The 14150-nt window shown below is 75.3% G+C and carries 16 protein-coding genes and 1 pseudogene; 8 read left to right on the forward strand and 9 right to left on the reverse strand.

The window, feature by feature from the left end; translation table 11 throughout:
* Positions 1-10: 10 nt before the first annotated feature.
* A complete protein-coding gene (locus ACYX4T_RS26615; protein WP_476012211.1) occupies positions 11-520 on the reverse strand; it encodes an enoyl-CoA hydratase-related protein in 510 nt (169 codons plus the stop codon).
* Positions 521-624: 104 nt separating this feature from the next.
* Positions 625-810: pseudogene (locus ACYX4T_RS26620) on the reverse strand (enoyl-CoA hydratase); the annotation flags it as partial.
* A 79-nt stretch (positions 811-889) separates the two neighbouring features.
* Between ACYX4T_RS26620 and ACYX4T_RS26625 the strand changes: the two are divergent.
* Both ACYX4T_RS26625 and ACYX4T_RS26630 read left to right on the forward strand, forming a co-directional pair.
* The gene (locus ACYX4T_RS26625) at positions 890-1117 is read left to right on the forward strand and encodes a helix-turn-helix domain-containing protein (protein ID WP_476012212.1); all 228 of its coding nucleotides are present in this window, start codon (positions 890-892) and stop codon (positions 1115-1117) included.
* Positions 1118-1183: 66 nt separating this feature from the next.
* On the forward strand, positions 1184-2113 hold the full coding sequence (locus ACYX4T_RS26630; RefSeq protein ID WP_476012213.1) for a hypothetical protein: 930 nt from the start codon (positions 1184-1186) through the stop codon (positions 2111-2113).
* Here the strand turns inward: ACYX4T_RS26630 and ACYX4T_RS26635 are convergent.
* The 3 genes from ACYX4T_RS26635 to ACYX4T_RS26645 all read right to left on the reverse strand — a co-directional run bounded on the left by ACYX4T_RS26635 (position 2096) and on the right by ACYX4T_RS26645 (position 6129).
* Positions 2096-2845: a hypothetical protein gene (locus ACYX4T_RS26635; RefSeq protein WP_476012214.1), complete on the reverse strand. Its 750-nt coding sequence runs from the start codon at positions 2843-2845 to the stop codon at positions 2096-2098. The two genes, ACYX4T_RS26630 and ACYX4T_RS26635, sit on opposite strands and share 18 nt — an antisense overlap.
* Before the next feature lie 26 nt (positions 2846-2871).
* Complete coding sequence (gene helR, locus ACYX4T_RS26640) at positions 2872-5115, reverse strand: RNA polymerase recycling motor ATPase HelR (protein WP_476012215.1); 2244 nt, start codon at positions 5113-5115, stop codon at positions 2872-2874.
* Positions 5116-5187: 72 nt separating this feature from the next.
* On the reverse strand, positions 5188-6129 hold the full coding sequence (locus tag ACYX4T_RS26645) for a LysR family transcriptional regulator (RefSeq protein WP_476012216.1): 942 nt from the start codon (positions 6127-6129) through the stop codon (positions 5188-5190).
* Between the two features lie 72 nt (positions 6130-6201).
* On the opposite strand from ACYX4T_RS26645, the gene ACYX4T_RS26650 reads away from it, so the two are divergent.
* Positions 6202-6540 (forward strand): DMT family transporter, encoded by a 339-nt coding sequence (locus tag ACYX4T_RS26650; RefSeq protein WP_476012217.1) that lies wholly within the window; start codon positions 6202-6204, stop codon positions 6538-6540.
* Complete coding sequence (locus ACYX4T_RS26655) at positions 6537-6854, forward strand: DMT family transporter (RefSeq protein ID WP_476012218.1); 318 nt, start codon at positions 6537-6539, stop codon at positions 6852-6854. The genes ACYX4T_RS26650 and ACYX4T_RS26655 overlap by 4 nt, the downstream gene beginning before the upstream one ends.
* Positions 6855-6870: 16 nt before the next feature.
* Here the strand turns inward: ACYX4T_RS26655 and ACYX4T_RS26660 are convergent, their stop codons facing one another.
* On the reverse strand, positions 6871-7290 hold the full coding sequence (locus tag ACYX4T_RS26660; protein ID WP_476012219.1) for a cupin domain-containing protein: 420 nt from the start codon (positions 7288-7290) through the stop codon (positions 6871-6873).
* Between the two features lie 139 nt (positions 7291-7429).
* On the opposite strand from ACYX4T_RS26660, the gene ACYX4T_RS26665 reads away from it, so the two are divergent.
* Together ACYX4T_RS26665 and ACYX4T_RS26670 are read left to right on the forward strand one after the other, a co-directional pair.
* Positions 7430-8980 carry a S10 family peptidase gene (locus ACYX4T_RS26665; protein ID WP_476012220.1) on the forward strand — a complete coding sequence of 517 codons (1551 nt, stop codon included), beginning with the start codon at positions 7430-7432 and terminating at the stop codon, positions 8978-8980.
* A 17-nt stretch (positions 8981-8997) separates the two neighbouring features.
* A complete protein-coding gene (locus tag ACYX4T_RS26670; protein ID WP_476012221.1) occupies positions 8998-9927 on the forward strand; it encodes a DUF5996 family protein in 930 nt (309 codons plus the stop codon).
* Between the two features lie 5 nt (positions 9928-9932).
* Here ACYX4T_RS26670 and ACYX4T_RS26675 read toward each other — a convergent pair whose 3' ends face one another.
* Positions 9933-10427 (reverse strand): VOC family protein, encoded by a 495-nt coding sequence (locus ACYX4T_RS26675; protein ID WP_476012222.1) that lies wholly within the window; start codon positions 10425-10427, stop codon positions 9933-9935.
* A gap of 80 nt (positions 10428-10507) precedes the next feature.
* On the opposite strand from ACYX4T_RS26675, the gene ACYX4T_RS26680 reads away from it, so the two are divergent.
* Positions 10508-10969 (forward strand): MarR family winged helix-turn-helix transcriptional regulator, encoded by a 462-nt coding sequence (locus ACYX4T_RS26680; protein WP_476012223.1) that lies wholly within the window; start codon positions 10508-10510, stop codon positions 10967-10969.
* 182 nt (positions 10970-11151) lie between these two features.
* Here ACYX4T_RS26680 and ACYX4T_RS26685 read toward each other — a convergent pair whose 3' ends face one another.
* On the reverse strand, positions 11152-12603 hold the full coding sequence (locus tag ACYX4T_RS26685) for an HNH endonuclease signature motif containing protein (RefSeq protein WP_476012224.1): 1452 nt from the start codon (positions 12601-12603) through the stop codon (positions 11152-11154).
* Positions 12604-12873: 270 nt separating this feature from the next.
* Here ACYX4T_RS26685 and ACYX4T_RS26690 point away from each other — a divergent pair, with 270 nt between their 5' ends.
* Positions 12874-13488 carry a maleylpyruvate isomerase family mycothiol-dependent enzyme gene (locus ACYX4T_RS26690; RefSeq protein WP_476012225.1) on the forward strand — a complete coding sequence of 205 codons (615 nt, stop codon included), beginning with the start codon at positions 12874-12876 and terminating at the stop codon, positions 13486-13488.
* A gap of 7 nt (positions 13489-13495) precedes the next feature.
* Here ACYX4T_RS26690 and ACYX4T_RS26695 read toward each other — a convergent pair whose 3' ends face one another.
* Positions 13496-14089, reverse strand: coding sequence for an NADPH-dependent FMN reductase (locus ACYX4T_RS26695; protein WP_476012226.1), 594 nt, complete (start codon positions 14087-14089; stop codon positions 13496-13498).
* Between the last annotated feature and the right edge of the window lie 61 nt (positions 14090-14150).

Raw genomic sequence — 14150 nt, forward strand, 5'->3', positions numbered from 1 at the left:
CCGCGCGGGCTCAGCGGCCCGGGAACACCGGCGGGCGCTTCGCGAAGAACGCCGCCAAGCCCTCGACGCGGTCCTCGCTCGCGAGGACGCGGGCCACCGCGGACCCGGTGTCGGCCCACCCACGCGCGTCGGCGTCCTCCACCGCGGCGTCGAGGGCGGTGAGGGTGGCCGTCACGGCGACCGGCGAGCGCGACGCGATGCGCTCGGCCAGGGCGAGCGCGTGCTCCTCGGCCTGCCCGGGCGGGACGAGGTCACCGACGAGCCCGAGCGCGTGGGCCCGCTCGGCGTCGAGCGGGTCGCCGGTGAGCAGCATCTGCCGCGCCACCATCGGCGGCAGCGCCCGCGGCCCGCGGAACAGCGCCCCGCAGTTGGCGACGAGCCCCAGCCCGACCTCGGGCAGCCCGAACCGCACGGTGCGCCCCGCCACGAGCACGTCGCACGCCAGGGCGATCTCGAAACCGCCGCCGAACGCGACGCCCTCGACCGCGCCGACCAGCGGCGTCGTGCGCCGCCGCGCCACGCGCCGTAGTTGCCGCCCCGCGGTGTCGGCGCGCCCGGGCCCACGGCGATGTCGGTGCCCGCGCAGAACACCTCCGGCCCGCCGGTGAGCACACCGCACCGCAGGTCCGGGTCGTCGTCGAGGGTGTCGAGGGCGCGGTCCAGCGCGCTCGTCATGGCGGCGTCGACGGCGTTGCGCCTGTCGGCGCGCGTCATCCGGACGACGAGGACGTGGCCGCGGCGCTCGGTCCGCACCCGCGCGGCGACATCCTCCGCGGACGGCGGCGGGGTCTCGGGCCACAGAGAGGTCATGTCTCAATCCTGGACGGTTCCCGGGATGACCGTCCGCTCGTCCCTACCGTCGTCGGCAACCGACCGAAGGAGATCGCTGGTGTCGCAGACGGTGGCGAGGACAGGGACGTCGTCGAAGGCCGGACGGGGGCAGCACGCGGACCGGGCCGCGCTCGCGCGGTACCTCGTCGAGCGGTACGCGGCGGGCGTGAGCCTCATGCGTCTGTCCGAGGACACGGGCCGCAGCTTCGGGCACGTCCGCCGCCTCCTGCTCGACGCCGGCGTCACCCTGCGGCCCCGCGGCGGCAGCCGGCCCCGGAGGACCTGAGCGCACCCGGCCCGCTTGCCCCGGTCACTACCGTCGGGGGAGCGAGGACCAGGGCCGGGAGACGCGATGACGACGACCGCGGTGCCCGCGTCGGACGACGCGGACGATCGGTCGGCCCCGTCTGCGTCGTCCCCGGGCGCGCCGTCCTCCCGCGCCCCCGTCCTGCGCCCCGACGCCGCGCGGAGCGTGCGGCTGGTGGCCGTGGCGTTCGGCGTCACCGTCGTCGTCACGCGGCTCTATCTCGAGCTCACGGGCTACCCGCAGATCGGCGGCGGGGAGTACCACCTGGCCCACGCGCTGTGGGGCGGGCTGCTGCTCCTGCTCGGCGGGCTCACGGCGCTGCTGTGGTCCGACGCCTGGGTGCCGCGGGTGACCGCCGTCTGCGTCGGCGTCGGGTCGGGACTGTTCGTCGACGAGGTCGGCAAGTTCATCACCGCCCGCAACGACTACTTCACCCCGCTCGCCGCGCCGATCATCTACGGCGTGTTCCTCGGCGTGCTCGGGGTGTCGGTCCTGGCGCGGCGCCCGGAGCGCGTGCCGGAGAAGCGCCCGCCACGCCCGGCCCTCCGGCGCGCCGAGGCCCTGCTCCTCCCGCGCTGGGCGCACCGCCTGCTGCTCATCGCGGGATCGGCGCTGCTCGGCCTGCTCTCGCTGGTCGGGCTCGTCGTGCTCGTCGCGCTGTGGAGCAGCGACCCGGACGTCAGCATCGTCCTCGACGACCGGGTGGTGCCGCCGGGCACGCGCCCGCCGATGCTCGTCGTCGCGTCGGCGGGGGAGGCCGTCGTCGGTGTGCTGCTCGTGCTCGCCGCCGGCGCGCTGGCGCTCGGCCGGGACCGGATCGGGGTGCGCCTGTGCCGCGCGGGCCTGCTCGTCGCCCTCGCCGGGGTCAACGTCGCGCTGGGCTACCTCGACGCCGAGCTCGTCGTCAGCGCCGTCGTCGTCGAGCTCGCCCTGCTCGTGCTGGCGGGCCGGTACCGCTCACGCTTCGTCGCCTGACCGTCCCGCCTGCTCCGCGTGCGCGGCGCGCAGGGTCGTCGTCAGCCAGAGCAGCACGTCGTGCAGGCGCAGGCGCGTCGGCCGGGCGTCGGGCACGGCCGCCGCGACCGCCGCCTCCAGCGCGGCGAACGCGTCGGCGTTGGCGCGCAGGTCCCGGTGCACCACCGCCTCGACGCCGCTGTCGCCCTCCTCGAGGTGGGGGAGCAGGGCCCGGCGGGTGGTGCGCGTCAGGTGCGGCACGAGGTCGGGGTGCGCGTGGTGCCGGGCGGCGAGGACGTGCGCGGCGTGCGGCCCGGCCTCCTCGCCGAGCCGGCGCAGCAGCGCGCCGACCGTGCCGGGCTCGTCGAGGACGGAGAGCTCCTCGCCGGGCAGGTCCCAGAACGCGCGCCCCGCCGCCCGCGCCACGACGGCGTCGGCCAGCGGCGCGGTCGCGGCGAGCGCGTCGTGGACCTCCTGCCAGCCGTCGCGGTCCAGGCGCCCGTGCAGGCCCTCCGCGAGCAGGACCTCGGCGTCGACCCCGCGCGCCGCCGGCCGCGCGTCGAACCGCGCCCACCCGTACGCCGGCACGGCCACCCAGCGCCCCTCCGGCGTCCCCGGCGACCGGAAGCGCAGCCACCGCCGGGCGCGCGCATACCCGACGACGGCGTCGAGGGCGCGGCCCACCGGCAGCGGCTCGGGGCCGAGGCAGGGCAGCCGCAGGACCGCTGCGGTGTGCGGGACGACGGCGGCCACGCACCCATGGTGCCGCGCCGTCCGGCCTACCGTGACGCGGCGGCCACCCCGACCTCCGCCACCCCGACCTCCGCCACCCCGACCTCCGCCACCCCGACCTCCGCCAGCCCCGACAGCACCGCCGGTAGCGGCTCGCGGTGCAGCACGCCGAGGCGCTGCGTCCCGCGGGTCAGGGCGACGTAGAGCTCGGCCGCACCGCGCGGCCCGTCGGCGAGGATGCGCTCCGGCTCGACGACGAGCACCGCGTCGAACTCCAGGCCCTTGGTCGCCGACGGCGCCGTCGCCCCCGGGACGTCGGGCGGGCCGATGACGACGCTGGTCCCCGGCCGGTCCTGCTCGTCGGCGACGAACGCCGCGATCGCCGCGGGCAGCTCGGCCGCGGTGACCCGCCGCGACCACGGGACGGCGCCGCTCGCCCGCACCGACTCCGGCGGCGCGACCCCCGGCGCGAACGCCGCCAGCACCCCCGCCGCGACGGCCATGATCTCGGCCGGCATGCGGTAGTTGACCGTCAGCGACCGGTACACCCACCGCCCCGGCACGTACCGGTCGAGCACCTCGCCCCACGACGTCGCGCCCGCCGGGGAGCGGCGTTGCGCGAGGTCCCCGACCACCGTGAACCCGTGGCCCGGGCAGCGGCGCATGAGCACGCGCCAGTCCATCGCCGAGAGCTCCTGCGCCTCGTCGACGACGACGTGGCGGTAGGTCCAGTCGCGGTCTGCGGCGGCACGCTCGGCGAGCTCGCGGGTGTCGGTCTGCTCGAAGCGCTCCGCGAGGACGCCGGCGTGGGTGAGGTCGCCGACGCGCACGCCGAGGTCCTCGTCCAGCTCCTCGCTGTCGAGCGTGAGGATGTCCATGACGCCCGCGGCGTACTCCGCCTCCGCCCGCTCCTCGGCGCTCGCCCGGCGCTCCTGCGCGCGCGCCGCCGCGGGGTCCTGCCCGAGCAGGTCGACCAGCTCGTCGAGCAGCGGCACGTCGGAGACGGTCCAGGCGTCGCCGACCCCGCGGTGCAGCGCCGGGTCGGCGCCGGCGGCCCGCAGCCGCGCGGGCGAGGTGTAGAGCGTCGCCAGCACGTCCTGGGGGGTCAGGACCGGCCACAGCGCGTCGATCGCGGCGGCGAACCCCTCGTGCTCGGCGAGCTCGTCGGTGAGCTCGGTGCGCATCTGCTCCCACGCCGCGCGGTCGTCGCGGGTCAGCCAGCCCCGCCCGATCCGCCCGATCGCCCGCTCGGTGAGGACGTAGACGACGATCTCGCGGAACACCGACCGGGCCTCGTTGTGCGGGCGCCCGCTCGCCCGCGCCTCCTCGCGCGCCCACTGCGCGGTCGCGGCGTCGATGCGGACGGTGAGATCCTGGAGCTCGATGTCCAGGGGCTCGTCGGGCAGCTGCTGACGGTCGGCGACGGCGACCGCGAGCACGGCGAGGATCGCGAGCGACCCCTTGGCGCGCGCGGCCGCCGGCGTGTCCTCGGCGGTGACGGACAGCCCGGGCACGAGGTCGCCGGGCGTCGCGAACACGACGTCGGTCTCGCCGAGCGCGGGCAGCACGCGTCCGATGTGGTCGAGGAACGCCGGGTTCGGGCCGACGACGAGCACGCCGTGGCGCGCGATGCGCTCCCGCTGGGTGTAGAGCAGGTACGCGACGCGGTGCAGGGCGACGACGGTCTTCCCCGTGCCCGGGCCGCCCTCGATCACCGTCACGCCGGGGTGCTCGAGGCGGATGATCTCGTCCTGCTCGGCCCGGATCGTCGCGACGATGTCGCGCATGCCCTCGCCGCGCGGCGCGTCGACCGCCGCGAGCAGGGCCTCGTCGCCGCCGGCCTCCTCACGGAGGTCCCCGAAGTGCTCGTCGGAGAAGTCGACCACCCGGCGACCGTGCGTGTGGAACTGCCGGCGCCGCCGCAGTTCCTCGGGGTGCGCGCCGGTCGCGGTGTAGAACGGTCGCGCGGCCGGCGCCCGCCAGTCCAGCAGCAGCGGCGCGTACTCGTCGTCCTCGTCGAGGATCCCGATCCGGCCGACGTAGTGGCGCTCGCCGCTCTCGGCGTCCAGCCGCCCGAAGCACAGGCCGCTGTCGGCCACGTCCAGTCGCCTGACCTGCGACGCGAGCGCGCGGACGCGCACGTCGCGGTCCATCGGCGACTCGCCGTCGCCCCGCAGCGCGGCGCGGTACGCCGCCCGCGCCCGCCCGCGCTCGGCGTCCAGGCGGGCGTAGAGCCCGGCGACGTAGCGCTGCTCGGCGCGCAGTTCCTCGTGGTGTCCCTGATCCGACACGGGCCTCCTCGCCGGTTCGATGCGGAGAAGGGTGCGGAACGACCCCGGTCTTGCGGCAAGCCCCCGCGCGCGCTATACGGTGGAGACGGCGGGAGAGGCCTCCCGGCTCGCGATCTCGCGGATCAGCCGGTGGAAGCGCGCGGTCGCGGGCGAGCGGCGCTGGTGCGCCGTCCCCACCACTGTCAGCACCCGGGCGCCGAGGTCGACCGCGGCGGCGTAGAGGTCGACGCCGCCGCTGGGCAACGAGGACAGGGCGAGCTCGGGGATGACCGCGGCGCCCAGCCCCGCCGCGACGAGGGCCAGGACCGTGCGGGAGTCCGTGCACAGGTGCAGGTGACCGGTGGCGACGCCGTGCTCGTCGGCCAGCCGGTCGAGGACCTGGCGCACGCCGAGGCGCCGCGGCGTCGTCACCCACGCCCCGGCGAGGAGCTCCTCGAGCGTCGCGGGACGCGCCCAGATGTGCGGGACGACGATCCGGAACGGGTCGCGGCGGATGTCGTCCTCGACGAGCCCCGGGTGCGGACCGCCACGCGGTGACGTCGCCTCCGAGTACCGCTCGCCCAGCAGCAGGTCCAGCTCGCCGGCCCGCACGAGCTGCACGCCCTCCTCGCCGTCGACCTCGACGACCTGCACCTGCAGCGCCGGGTCGCTGATCGCGAGCTCCTGGAGGGCGGGCACGACGAAGCTCCCGAGCGCGGTCGGGAAGCCGCCCACGCGCACCGTGCCCCCGGCGCCCCCGCGCAGGCGGTCCGCCTCGCGGTCGGCGCCGGCGAGGGCCTCGGCGACGTCGTCGGCACGCTCGGCCAGGGCGAGCCCGGCGGTCGTCAGCGCCACCGTCCGGCCCCCGCCGCGCCGCGTGCGGTCGAGCAGGGCGAGGCGGGTCTCGGCCTCGAGCCGGGTGAGGTGCTGCGACACCCCGGAGGCCGTGAGGTGCAGGGCCGACGCGGCGGCCCGGACGCTCCCGGTGCGGTGCACCGCGCGCAGCACGAGGAGCCGGTGGGGGTCGAGAGGCATGCAGTCATGCTGAACCAGTACGCGAGGAGAAGTCACTCCCACTGATGTCATCGCGGGCCCACCATGGCGGACGTGGACGCGTGGAGAGGTCGCCTGCTGCTGGTCGGGACGATCGTCTGCGAGGTCGCCGGGACGCTGTCGCTGCCCGCCGCGGCGGGCTTCACCCGGCCCGCGGGCGCCCTCGGGGTGCTCGCGGGCTACGCGGCCGCGGTCCTGCTCTTCTCGCGGGCCCTCGACCACGGCCTGCCCCTCGGTGTCGCCTACGGCACGGTGACCGGCTGCGGGCTGGTGTCGGCGACGGCGCTCGGCACGGTCCTCCTGGGCGAGCCCCTCGCGCCCGTCCAGGGCGCCGGTCTCCTGCTGATCCTCGGCGGCTCCGTGCTGCTGCACCGCACCGAGGTGCCGCGGTGACCGCCTCCCTCCTGCTCGTCGGGTCCGTCGCGGCCCAGGCCGTGTCCCTGGCCGCCATGCGCGCCTCGGACGGCCTCCGGCGCGTCCGGTGGGTGGTCACGGCGTGCGCCGGGATGGCGGCGTCGGTGCTGCTCATGTCGCGCGCCCTGGTGCTCGGGATGCCGCTCGCGGTGGGGTACGGGGTGTGGAGCGGGGCGGGCGTCGCGCTCGGCGCCGCGACCGGCGTGCTGGTGTTCCGCGACCGCCTGGCCCGCCCGCAGCTCGTCGGTCTCGCGCTCGTGCTGGGCGGCGTGGTGCTGGTGCACGGCGGCTGACGTCGTGCGCGCCGGATCAGGTGTCGGCCGCCTGCTCCGCCGCCCGACCCGTCCCGTACGGCGTCCAGTCGAAGCCCTCGCCGGGCCGCCCCCACACGACGACGAACACGGCGGGCTCCGGACCGTCGTTGCGCACGCCGTGCTCGACACCCGCCGGCGCCAGCAGCGCGTCACCGGCGACCATGTCGACCCGCCGCTCGCCCAGCGTCATCGTCGCCCGGCCCGCGACGAGCAGGTAGAGCTCGTCGAGCGGCTCGTCGTGGGGGTGGACGTGGTTGCCCTCGGTCGCGCCGGGCGGGAACACCCAGCGGTGCACGGCCACCGGCAGCCGCGTCTGCTCGCGGAAGTACCACTGCGCCCGCACCGGGGCCTCGCCCTCGTGCAGGAGGTAGGGGAAGCCGCCCTCGTCGGCGCGCTCGATGCTCGCTGCGTCCATGGGTCCCAGCGTGCGGACCCGGGCCCCGTCGGGGGAAGACATCCGGGTCGCGGGCGGGCGTCGGCGGGGCGGGTTGACCGTGCCGCCACGGCACGGTCTGTGATGGTCGGGTCACCCCGACCGTCCCCGGAGGAGCCCGATGACCCGCGCCGACGCGGACCGCCCCGACGCGACCCCCTCGACGAGCACCTCGACGAGCACCTCGACGACCACCGAGCCGGCGGGCAGGTCGGCGCACGAGCCGCCGCCCGGGGCCTCGACCACCGGCACCTGGCACGGCGCCGAGTACGAGGCGACCGCGCGGTGGCTCGTGCTGCGCAAGGACGAGAAGCCGACCGCGGAGATCTTCTCCGTGGCGTACGTCATGGGCCCCGACGACACCTCCGACGCCCTCCGGCCGGTGACCTTCGTCTTCAACGGCGGTCCGGGTGCCTCGTCGGCGTACCTGCACGTCGGAGCCGTCGGCCCGCAACGCATCGACGTCCCCGGCGACGGCACCATGCCCGCCCCGCCGCCGCGGCTCGTGACGAACGACGACGCGTGGCTCGCGTTCACCGACCTCGTCTTCGTCGACCCCGTCGGCACCGGCTTCAGCCGCATGATCGACGAGGGCGGCGACGGCGAGGCGTCCAAGAACGCCGACGCCTACTTCGGCACCGACCGCGACCTCGCCGCGATGTCGGAGTTCATCGGGCGCTGGCTGTCCGAGAACGGGCGCTGGAGCTCGCCGGTGTTCCTCGCGGGCGAGAGCTACGGCGGCTACCGCGTCGGGCGGCTCACCCGGGTCCTGCAGGAGAGTGCCGGGATCGGGATCGCCGGGTCGATCCTCATCTCGCCGGCGCTCGAGTTCGCGAGCCTGGCCGTCGGGGCGCTCGGGGGCGGCGACTACGACGTGGTGCCGTGGGTCGACGTGCTCCCGACGATGGTCCTCGCGGCCCACCACCACGGACGCTCCCGCGCGTTCGCGCCGGGGACGTCGCTCGAGGAGGTCCGCCGCACGGTCGAGGAGTTCGCGACCGGCGAGTACGCCGTGTTCCTCACCCGCGGCGCCTCGATGCCGGTCGAGGAGCGCGAGCGCGTGATGGCGCGGCTCGCGGACCTGCTCGGGCTCGCGCCGGCGTTCGTCGCCCGCGTGGCCGGGCGGGTGCGCGTCGCCCAGTTCACCCGCGAGCTGCTGCGCGACGAGGGCCGGGTCGTCGGCCGGTACGACGCGACGGTGACGACGACCGACCCGTTCCCCGACCGCGACGTCTTCGCCGGCGGCGACCCCACCCTCACGGGCATCGGCCCGGTGTTCACCGCCGGGGTCAACCGCGTCCTGCGCTCCGAGATCGGCGTCGACACCGACCGGGAATACAAGCTGCTCAACACCGACGTGGTGGTGAACTGGAAGAACGACGCGGCCGGCGTCTACCTGCAGCCGATCCCCGGCGCGACCGACGACTTCCGGTACGGGATGGCGCTCAACCCGCACACGCGCGCGTTCATCACCCACGGCCGGCACGACCTGCAGACGCCCTACTTCGCGACCGACCGCCTCTGCAACCTCATGCGCCTCGACCCGGGCACGGCCGAACGCCTGACCGTGCACCACTTCGAGGGCGGGCACATGTTCTATGCCTGGACCGACAGCCGCCGGGAGTTCACCGCGGCCATCGCGCGCTTCGTCGACGAGGCGGTCGCCCGGTGACGCGTACCTTCTCGACCATGACCACGGACGAGGGCTGGCCGTCGCTGCGCGTCGAGGACTGGGAGGCCACCCGGGACACGCTGCACATGTGGACGCAGGTGATCGGCAAGGTCCGGCTGGCGGCCGCGCCGATGGTCAACCACTGGTGGCAGGTGCCGCTCTACGTGTCCCCGCGCGGGCTCACCACCTCGTCCGTGCCGTGGGGCCGGCGCCTGTTCGACGCCGAGTTCGACTTCGTCTCCCACCGCCTGCGCCTGCGGGTCAGCAGCGGCGAGGAGCGCACGGTCGCGCTCGAGCCGAAGCCGGTGTCGGAGTTCTGGGCCGAGACCCGCCGCGCGCTCGACGACCTCGGCCTCGACATCCCGATCAACACGCGGCCGGTCGAGGTCGTGCGCGCGATCCCGTTCGAGTCCGACGCCGAGCACGCGAGCTACGACGCCGACGCCGTGCACCGGTTCTGGGGCCAGCTCGTCGCCACCGACCGCGTGCTGTCGACGTTCCGGTCGCGGTTCATCGGCAAGGTCAGCCCCGTCCACTTCTTCTGGGGCAGCTTCGACATGGCCGTCACCCGCTTCTCCGGCCGCCGCGCCCCCGACCACCCCGGCGGCGCGCCCAACTGCGGGGACTGGGTGATGGTCGAGGGCTACTCGCACGAGCTGTCGAGCGCCGGGTTCTGGCCGGGCGGCGGCGGGGAGGGCTCGTTCTACGCCTACGCCTACCCGGAGCCGACGGGGTTCCGCGAGCACCCCGTGCGCCCGTCCGAGGCCTTCTACTACGAGGCGGGCGGCCAGTTCCTGCTGCCCTACGAGGCCGTGCGCACCAGCGCCGACCCGGAGAACACGCTGCTCGACTTCCTCCAGGACACCTACGAGGCGGCCGCGGACCACGGCGACTGGGACCGCGCCGAGCTCGAGGACGACCCCGTGCGGCGCGCCTCGCCGCGGTAGGGCGATCAGAGGACCTGGTGGCCGTACATCTCGCCGAGGGGGTCGGCGATGAGCTCGATGCGCGCGCCGTCGGGGTCGCGGAAGTAGACGGAGACCCCGCTGTGCACCTCGTGCTCGACGCCGGCCTCCTCCAAGCGCGCGACGAGCTCCGACCAGCGCTCCGGCTCGACGCTGATGGCCAGGTGGTGCAGCCCGCCCAGCACCTCGGCGTAGGGGCCGACGTCGAGGCCGGGGAAGTCGAAGAAGGCGACGAGGTTGCCGTTGCCGATGTCGAAGAAGAAGTGCGAGGAGCCGGGGTAGTCGCGGTTCTCGATCAGCTCGGTGAGCGGGAAGCCGAGCACGTCCTGGTAGAAGCGCACGGTCCGCTCGACGTCGCTCGACACCAGCGCCGTGTGGTGCAGCCCCCGCGCCGTGGACGCGGGCCGCTCGGCGAGCGGATGGAGGTGGGCGTCGCGGATGCGGGCGCGCTCGGCGTCGAGGGTGGCGGTGTCGACGGTCATCGGACTCTCCTCGGTAGACGTTGACGTGTCATCTATGTTGCACCCTGTTCGATGACACGTCAACGAGTAGCATCGACGCCATGGGCGGACCCCGGTGGCTCGACGACCACCAGCAGCGCGCGTGGCGCGGCTACCTCGCGATGAACGCGCGGCTGCAGGCGCAGCTCGGACGCCGGCTGCAGGCCGATGCGGGGCTCTCGTTCGCCGACTTCGACGTGCTGGTCGCGCTGAGCGAGCGCGACGGACCCCTGCGCGTCCAGGAGCTCGCCGACGAGCTGCAGTGGGAGAAGAGCCGGCTGTCCCACCACCTCGCACGGATGCAGAAGCGAGGCCTCGTCGACCGCCAGGACTGCCCCGACGACGCGCGCGGCGCGTTCATCCTCCTGAGCGACGAGGGCCGCCAGGCGATCGAGCAGGCGGCGCCGGGGCACGTCGAGGCGGTGCGGTCGTTGGTGTTCGACGGTCTCGACGACGCCCAGGTCGAGGCCTGGGCGGCCATCAGCGACGAGGTGCTGGCGCGGGTCGAGCGAGACCGGGGCTGACTCCGGTCACGGCCGCGCGCTGGAGCGCCGTGGTCCCGGCTGCCTCGAGGTCGAGGGCCGACGTGGGACATTGCCGTCCGGGTTGCGCTGTCCACCCTCTCGTCCCGCAGCCGGACCCGGGAGCGGGTGCGGTCAGGAGGACCGATCGACTCGACCACGACCGCCGCGTCGCCCGGCTACGGTCAGAGCGGGATGCGGGGGCGTCCGCCGGGGCGGGGTCTTCGGTCGGTGTCGATGATCCAGGGTGGGGTGAACCAGGGTCGGCCGTCGATCATCTCGATCTGCCACTCACTGTGGTGGATGAGCTGGTGGTGGTAGCGGCAGAGCAGGCACATGTTGTGCAGGGCGGTGGCTCCGCCGTCGTACCAGTGGCGCAGGTGGTGGGCCTGGCAGCGGCGGGGTCGGCGGGTGCAGCCGGGGAAGGCGCAGCCGCGGTCGCGCTGGTTGAGGGCGCGGCGCAGGGCGTCGGGGGCGGTGCGTTGGGTGCGGCCGACGTCGAGGGGTTCGGAGCGGGTGCCGAGGATCATGGGGACGATCTCGGCGTCGCAGGCCCAGCGGCGCACGGTGGCGGGGTCGACGTGGTGGCCGGAGTCGAGGGTGCCGGCACCGCTGCGCTCCTTCAGCGCTGCGCAGAGCCAGCGGTGGTCGATGGTGATCGTGAGCAGGGCGCGGCCGGGCCGCTCGGTCCAGCCACCTGACGATGCGGGCGGACCTGGCCGGCGCGGTGCGGGAATCAGCGCGAGCGGGCCTTCGCCGTTGCCCGGGAAGGGCTCGGCGGCCGCGGTCATGGCGTCTGCGTCTTCGGGCTCGGTGTCGGTGGGCTCGGTGTCGGTGGGCTCGGTGTCGGTGACCGGCTCGTCCTCGGGTGCGGGCTCGGTGTCGCGGTGTTCGTGGCGGGTGTCGGTGGCCAGGCCGCGGGGGCCGCGGGCGTCCTGGACCAGCTCGGTGAACGCGTCGGCCTGGCGCCGCTCGAGGCCGCGTTCGTCGTCGGTGCCGGCGGGGGCGGCCAGCACCCCGAACACCTCGATGACCATCTCGGCGTCGAGGGGGTCGCCGAGGCGGCCGGTGAACCACAGCGACCCGTCGCGGCGGCGCAGGAACCGCAGCTCGTCGCGGCTGTTCTCGCCGTCGGGTGGGGCGGCGCCGTCGGGGTCGTAGAGGTCGACGAACTTCTTGGCCAGCACCCGCAGCATCCGCGGCGGCAGCACCTGGGCCTGCTCGGCGAGCGTGCGCTCCACCCCGGACCACTCCTCGGGTGGGGGCGGGGCCATCAGGGCGTCGAGCCGGCGCATCGTCTCCCGGATGATCTTCACGTGGGCGGGGTCGATCGCCCCCGCGGCCAGCGCGTCGGCGGTGGCGGGCAGCCGGGCGGGCAGCGGTTGGCCGTGCATCGTGCTGCGCGGGCACAGGTCGGCGGCCTCGGCCACGAGGCGTGTCGCGTCGGCGCGGTCGAGGTTGTCGCGGTCGGCGAGCATGGCCTCGAGCGAGCGGTAGCCGGTGGAGACCACCGTCTTCAGCTCGGCGAGCGTGGCGATGGCCTGCAGCCGGCGGTGGTAGCCACGGCGGTGGGCGACCACCTCCGCGCGGGCGCGCGCGAGCGCCTCCCACTCCGCCGCACCCACCTGTTCGCTCATGTGTTCGAATCTAGCCCCGACCCCCGACAACGACGCCGGAGATCCTGAGACCCGTCTCAGCTCAGTACGGCGAGGTCCCGGTTTCCTCCGTGTCCCCGGCCTGTCTCCTCGATGCGTTGGCGTTGGCGTTGGCGTTGGCGTTGGCGTTGGCGTTGGCGTTCGCGGCAGCCGGCGATGACTCGCGCGGGGACCGGTCGGCACCGTGCGCGATGATTTCCGGCCGCGCCGTCCGTCCCACCCGGCATGGACAGGATCGCGGGAGGACCCGCCGTGGCCGACGTCTGGACGCTGGTGCATGCGGAGCGCGCGGCGCTGGTCGAGGACCTGCGCGGCGTCGACGCGGCGCGGTGGGACACGCCGTCGCCGTGCGCGGGGTGGAGCGTGCACGACGTCGTCGCGCACCTCGTCGACAGTGCCCGGACGACGCGGCTCGGCTTCGTGGCCGGCATGGTCCGGGCCCGCTTCGACTTCGACCGCCTCAACTCCCGCGGCGTCGCTCGCGAGCGCGGGGCGACGCCGGGCGAGACCCTCGAGCGGCTCGCCGATGTCGTCACGCGGACCTCGGCGCCGCCCGCGCCGTCGGACACCCGGCTGGTCGAGGAGGTGGTGCACGGCGAGGACGTCCGCCGGCCCCTCGGCATCGCCCACACCTACCCGACCGAGGCGGTGGTCCGCGCGCTCCGGCTCCAGGTGCGCACCCCCGCGTCCTTCGGCGGCGCGAAGGAGCGCGTGGCCTCGCTGCGCCTGCGCGCGACCGACACCGACGTCGTGATCGGGGACGGCCCTGAGGTGCGGGGCACGGCGCTGGCGCTCCTCCTCGCGGTCAGCGGGCGACCGGTGCGCCCCGACGAGCTCGCGGGCCCCGGCCTGGCCGACCTGACCTGAGCCCGGGTCAGCGCTCCCCGCGCAGGCCCAGCGTCCCGAGCCACTCGGTGATCCCGTCGAGCGCCGCCTTGGCCCCGGCCTCGGTCTCGGGGGCCGGGTCGAAGGTGCGCTCCTCGCCCTCGCCGCTGACGTGCTTGGCCGCGAAGGGGATCGGCACGGTGGCGGCGACCGGCACCATGCGCAGCGCGAGCAGCACGGGCAGGAGCGCCTCCGCGGCACGGGCGCCCGCGGCCACGCCGCCGTAGCCGATGAGCGCGACCGGCTTGCCCGCCCACTCCCGGTTGAGGTGGTCGAGCGCGTTCTTCAGCGCGGCGTTGTAGCTGTGGTTGTACTCGGGGTGCACGATCGCGAAGGCGTCCGCGCGGGCGACGGTCGCGCTGAAGGCCTTCGTCGAGTCCAGCGTGTAGCGCCCGAGACGCGGGTGCTCCGGCTCGGCGAACATCGGCAGGTCGACGTCGGCCAGGTCGACGATCTCCACCTCGAAGCCCTCGTAGGCCCGGGCGTAGTCGGCGAACCAGCGCGCGATCGGGTCGCCGATCCGCCCGGGGCGGGTGCTCGCGACGATGATCTGCAGCAGCGGGCGGCGCTCGGCCTGCGTCATGGGACTCCTCCGATGGCTCGGATAGTTGTTCGTACAACCATTCTCCTCCTCGCCGGCGCGC

The sequence above is a fragment of the Actinomycetospora sp. ABD4_176 genome, from assembly GCF_056311855.1.

Excerpts from the sequence above, each read along its gene's own strand:
- ACYX4T_RS26660 (WP_476012219.1), bottom strand. The coding sequence starts at position 7,290 with ATGGACGCAGCGAGCATCGAGCGCGCCGACGAGGGCGGCTTCCCCTAC.
- ACYX4T_RS26680 (WP_476012223.1), top strand. The coding sequence starts at position 10,508 with ATGGGCGGACCCCGGTGGCTCGACGACCACCAGCAGCGCGCGTGGCGC.
- ACYX4T_RS26685 (WP_476012224.1), bottom strand. The coding sequence starts at position 12,603 with ATGAGCGAACAGGTGGGTGCGGCGGAGTGGGAGGCGCTCGCGCGCGCC.
- ACYX4T_RS26670 (WP_476012221.1), top strand. The coding sequence starts at position 8,998 with ATGACCACGGACGAGGGCTGGCCGTCGCTGCGCGTCGAGGACTGGGAG.
- ACYX4T_RS26645 (WP_476012216.1), bottom strand. The coding sequence starts at position 6,129 with ATGCCTCTCGACCCCCACCGGCTCCTCGTGCTGCGCGCGGTGCACCGC.
- ACYX4T_RS26675 (WP_476012222.1), bottom strand. The coding sequence starts at position 10,427 with ATGACCGTCGACACCGCCACCCTCGACGCCGAGCGCGCCCGCATCCGC.
- ACYX4T_RS26665 (WP_476012220.1), top strand. The coding sequence starts at position 7,430 with ATGACCCGCGCCGACGCGGACCGCCCCGACGCGACCCCCTCGACGAGC.
- ACYX4T_RS26695 (WP_476012226.1), bottom strand. The coding sequence starts at position 14,089 with ATGACGCAGGCCGAGCGCCGCCCGCTGCTGCAGATCATCGTCGCGAGC.
- ACYX4T_RS26630 (WP_476012213.1), top strand. The coding sequence starts at position 1,184 with ATGACGACGACCGCGGTGCCCGCGTCGGACGACGCGGACGATCGGTCG.